At 73.8% G+C, this 4089-nt stretch carries 4 protein-coding genes; 1 reads left to right on the top strand and 3 read right to left on the bottom strand.

The genetic code is table 11. The features are described from left to right. Nucleotides 1–1497 (bottom strand): ABC-F family ATP-binding cassette domain-containing protein (locus QH283_RS06530; protein WP_280502114.1); only part of this gene is annotated, 1497 nt, incomplete at its 3' end. A 150-nt stretch (nt 1498–1647) separates the two neighbouring features. After that, nucleotides 1648–2571, bottom strand: a complete 924-nt coding sequence (locus QH283_RS06525; protein ID WP_280502113.1) for a 4-(cytidine 5'-diphospho)-2-C-methyl-D-erythritol kinase — start codon at nt 2569–2571, stop codon at nt 1648–1650. A gap of 145 nt (nt 2572–2716) precedes the next feature. Here QH283_RS06525 and QH283_RS06520 point away from each other — a divergent pair, with 145 nt between their 5' ends. After that, nucleotides 2717–2923: a heavy-metal-associated domain-containing protein gene (locus QH283_RS06520; protein ID WP_280502112.1), complete on the top strand. Its 207-nt coding sequence runs from the start codon at nt 2717–2719 to the stop codon at nt 2921–2923. Nucleotides 2924–3065: 142 nt separating this feature from the next. Here the strand turns inward: QH283_RS06520 and rsmA are convergent, their stop codons facing one another. Beyond that, the gene (rsmA, locus tag QH283_RS06515; protein WP_280502115.1) at nt 3066–3971 is read right to left on the bottom strand and encodes a 16S rRNA (adenine(1518)-N(6)/adenine(1519)-N(6))-dimethyltransferase RsmA; all 906 of its coding nucleotides are present in this window, start codon (nt 3969–3971) and stop codon (nt 3066–3068) included. Nucleotides 3972–4089 lie beyond the last annotated feature (118 nt).

The raw sequence follows: 4089 nt of genomic DNA, 5'->3' as shown, positions 1-4089 counted from the left end.
CTCCTCGATGCCGCCGGGCAGGTTGGTCAGCTTGCCGTCGCCGAACAGCGCCCAGGTGGTGTCGCAGACCCGCTCGATCAGGTAGCGGTCGTGGCTGATGACCACCAGGGTGCCCGCCCAGTTGTCGAGCAGGTCCTCCAGCTGCTGGAGGGTGTCGATGTCCAGGTCGTTGGTCGGCTCGTCGAGCAGCAGCACGTTGGGCTCGGACATGAGGATGCGGGTCAGCTGGAGCCTGCGGCGCTCGCCGCCGGACAGGTCACCGACCGGGGTGCGCTGGCGGGCCGGGCTGAACCCGAGCCGCTCGGCCAGCTGACCGGCCGAGATCTCCTTGTCGCCCAGCACGATCCGCTGCGCGACCTCCTGCACGGCCTCCAGCACGCGCATGTCGGTGGGCAGATCGTCGAGTTCCTGGCGCAGCCAGCCGATGCGGACGGTCTGCCCCTGGATCCGCTTGCCCTCGACGGGGTCCGTGTCACCGGCCAGCGCGCGCAGCAGGGTGGTCTTGCCCGAGCCGTTGACGCCGACCAGACCGGCCCGCTCGCCCGGCGCGAGCCGCCAGGTGAGATCGCGGACCAGCTCGCGGCCGTCCGGGGTGGTGAGGGTGACGTCCTCGAGTTCGACCACCACCCGGCCGAGACGCTTGCGGGCGAAGGAGGCCAGGCTCACGCTGTCGCGCGGCTCCGGCACGTCGGCGATCAGCGCCTCGGCGGCCTCCACCCGGTAGCGCGGCTTGGAGGTGCGGGCCTGCGGGCCGCGGCGCAGCCAGGCCAGCTCCTTGCGGGCCAGATTGCGCCTGCGCGCCTCGGTTGCGTCGGCCTGGCGGGCGCGTTCGGCGCGGGCGAAGATCCAGTCGCCGTACCCGCCCTCGTAGGTCTCCACCTTGCCGCCGACGACCTCCCAGGTGCGGGTGGCGACGGTGTCGAGGAACCAGCGGTCGTGGGTGACGACCACCAGCGCGCTGCGGCGGTCGAGCAGGTGGCGGGCCAGCCACTGCACGCCCTCGACGTCGAGGTGGTTGGTCGGCTCGTCGAGCACGAGCAGGTCGAGATCGCGGACCAGGGCCGCGGCCAGCGCGACCCGGCGGCGCTCGCCGCCGGAGAGGTTCGTGACGGGGGTGTCCAGGCCGAGATCCTGGATGCCGATGCCCTCCAGCACCGAGCGCACCCGGGAGTCGGCGGCCCATTCGTGCTCGGCCAGCGAGCCGCTCACCGTGTCGTCGGTGAGCCCGGCAAGCACCACCTCGCCGACGGTGGCGCCGTCGGGCAGCACGCCGCGCTGGGTGACCACGGCCATGCGCAGCCCGCCGACCCGGCTGACCCGCCCGGAGTCGGGCTCCTCGAGGCCGGTGAGCACCTCGAGCAGCGTGGTCTTGCCACCGCCGTTGAGGCCGACGACGCCGATGCGCTCGCCCGCGTGCACGCCGAGGGAGACGCCGTCGAGCAGCGGGGTGATCCCGAAGCTCTTGGAGACCTGCTCGAGGTTGATCAGGTTGGACATGGAACCTTCCGACTCACCGGTGTTGGGGGAACGCCGTTCCGCACGACCTCCCCGCGCGACACGGCCACGGCGCCACGACCGACCGGGCGGCAGCGGCTCGCCGAACCGGACAAGCCTACCGAGGCCGTCGGCGGAGCCTCCGGGCGCGGCTCAGTCCTCGGGCTCGACGACCCGGGCGCCCGGCACCGGCCCGCTGGCGGTGCGGATGGCGCGCGCCACGCCCGCACCCGCCAGCTCGGCGGCCACGGACACCGCCGCCTCGGCGCTCTCGCAGAGGAAGGCGCAGGTGGGGCCGGAACCGGAGACCAGTCCGGCCAGCGCGCCGGCGTCCACCCCGGCGCGCAGGGTGCGGCGCAGGTCGGGTGCGAGGGACACGGCGGCGGCCTGTAGATCGTTGCCGAGCAGCGGGGCGAGCTGTCTCGGGTCGCCCGCGGCCAGCGCCTGCATGAGGGCCTGCGGGTCGCCGAGGCGCGGCGGTTCGCCCTGCTCGCGCAACCGGTCCAGTTCGGCGAAGACGGTGGGGGTGGACAGACCGGTCCTGGCGATGGCGAGCACCCAGTGGAAGGTGTTGCGCGACAACACCGGAAGCAGCCGCTCGCCGCGTCCGGTGCCGAGCGCGGTGCCGCCGTGCAGGGCGAAGGGCACGTCGCTGCCGAGTTCGGCCGCCACCGCGGCCAATTCGTCACGGTCGAGGCCCATGTCCCACAGCTCGTTCAGCCCGACCAGGGTGGCGGCCGCGTCGGCGCTGCCACCCGCCATGCCCCCCGCGACCGGGATGCCCTTGTCGATGACGATCTCCACCAGCGGCGCGCGACCGACCATGTGCGCCAGGCGGACCGCGGCCTTCCACACCAGATTGGTGCGGTCGGTGGGCACCTCGGCCGCGCCCTCGCCGTTCACCTTGACCGTCAGCGCGGAGGCGGGCGAGATCCGCAGGTCGTCGCCCAGCGAGAGGGCCTGGAAGACCGTCGTCAGATCGTGGTACCCGTCGGGGCGCAGGTCACCGACGCCGAGATGCAGATTCACCTTCGACGGGGCGCGCACGACAACCGGGCTCGGCACAACTGACAGCACGAGAGGACAGCCTAACCGGTGTGCCCGTGACCCGCCCGGCACGAGCGTCCCCGCCGACACTTGCCCCAAATACCCCCTAGGGGTATGTTCGAATCGGCGGGCCGACGGGCCGCCCGAGGCAATCGATCCGGGAGGAGTCACCACGATGACCACCACCACCTACACCGTCAAGGGCATGACCTGCGGCCACTGCGCGAGCGCGGTCGAGGCCGAGCTGAGCAAGATCGACGCGGTCACCGCCGTCTCGGTGGACGTGGCGGCCGGCGCGGTGCGCGTGGAGAGCACGGCGCCACTGGCCGACGCCGATGTCGTCGCCGCCGTGGACGAGGCGGGGTACGAAGTCGCCCTCTGAGCGCTCCGCGCGCCGTCGACACACCGATCGCCGCGACTGTCACGGTCGCGGCGCTCACTTTCCCGGCAGCCGTTCCCGTCCCGGCAGCCGTTCCCGTCCCGGCAGCCGTTCCCGTCTCGGCAGCCAGGTCCGGCCGCGCGGCTCAGCCCTGTGCGGCGAGGCGCACGAAGGCGGCGGTGTCGAGCGTCTCCCCCCTGGCGGCGGGATCGATTCCGGCCGCGCGCAACCTGCGCTCGGATTCGGCGGTGCTGCCCGCCCAGCCCGCGAGCGCCGCGCGCAGGGTCTTGCGGCGCTGGGCGAAGGCCGCGTCGACGACCTCGAAGACGCGGCGACGGTGCTCCTCGTCGATCGGCCACGGAGCTTCGGCGAAACGCTGCACGCGCACCAGGCCGGAGTCGACGCGCGGGACCGGCCAGAAGACCTGGGTGCCGATCGCGCCGGCGCGCCGCACGGTGCCGAAGAAGCCTGCCTTGACACTGGGCACGCCGTAGACGCGGCTGCCGGGTTCGGCGGCCAGCCGGTCGGCCACCTCGGCCTGGACCATCACCAGCGCGGTCCGCAGGCTCGGCAGTTCGGCCAGCAGATGCAGCAGCACCGGGACGGCCACGTTGTAGGGCAGGTTCGCCACCAGCGCGGTCGGTTCGACGGGCAGATCGGCCGCGGCGACCCGCAGCGCGTCGGCCCGCACCACGTGCAGCCGCTCGGCGAGCGTGGGCGCGCGGTCGGCCACGGTGGCGGGCAGGTGCTCGGCCAGCACCGGGTCGATCTCGACGGCGACCACCCGGTCGACCACGTCGAGCAGGGCCAGCGTGAGCGAGCCCAGGCCGGGGCCGACCTCGACCACGAGATCGTCGCGGCCAACGCCCGCCGCGGCGACGATGCGCCGGACGGTGTTGGCGTCGTGCACGAAGTTCTGGCCGAGCTGCTTGGTCGGCCGCACGCCGAAGCGTTCGGCCAGCGTCCGCACCTCGGCGGGGCCGAGCAGCGCGGCCTGCCCGCGCGCGACGGTCTCGACGCTCTCCCCCGCTCCCCCGCCGTCGTGCGCCACGGCGTCGGCCGCGCCGGGGACAGTGGTCTCGGCGCGCGCGGAATCGTCACCTCGAGCGGGGATATCGGCGGACGGCACCGCACGAACCTACCAACCCCGCCGGCGCCGAGGTCAGCGC

Origin of the sequence: Nocardia farcinica (assembly GCF_029867845.1) — a bacterium.
In the GTDB taxonomy this organism is placed as follows: domain Bacteria; phylum Actinomycetota; class Actinomycetes; order Mycobacteriales; family Mycobacteriaceae; genus Nocardia; species Nocardia farcinica_A.
Note: the sequence above shows the minus strand (reverse complement) of the source record. Positions and strands in the feature narration are given on the sequence as shown.

What these genes read in the sequence shown, in the direction of transcription:
- QH283_RS06520 (WP_280502112.1), top strand. Translation starts at nt 2,717, where the DNA reads ATGACCACCACCACCTACACCGTCAAGGGCATGACCTGCGGCCACTGC.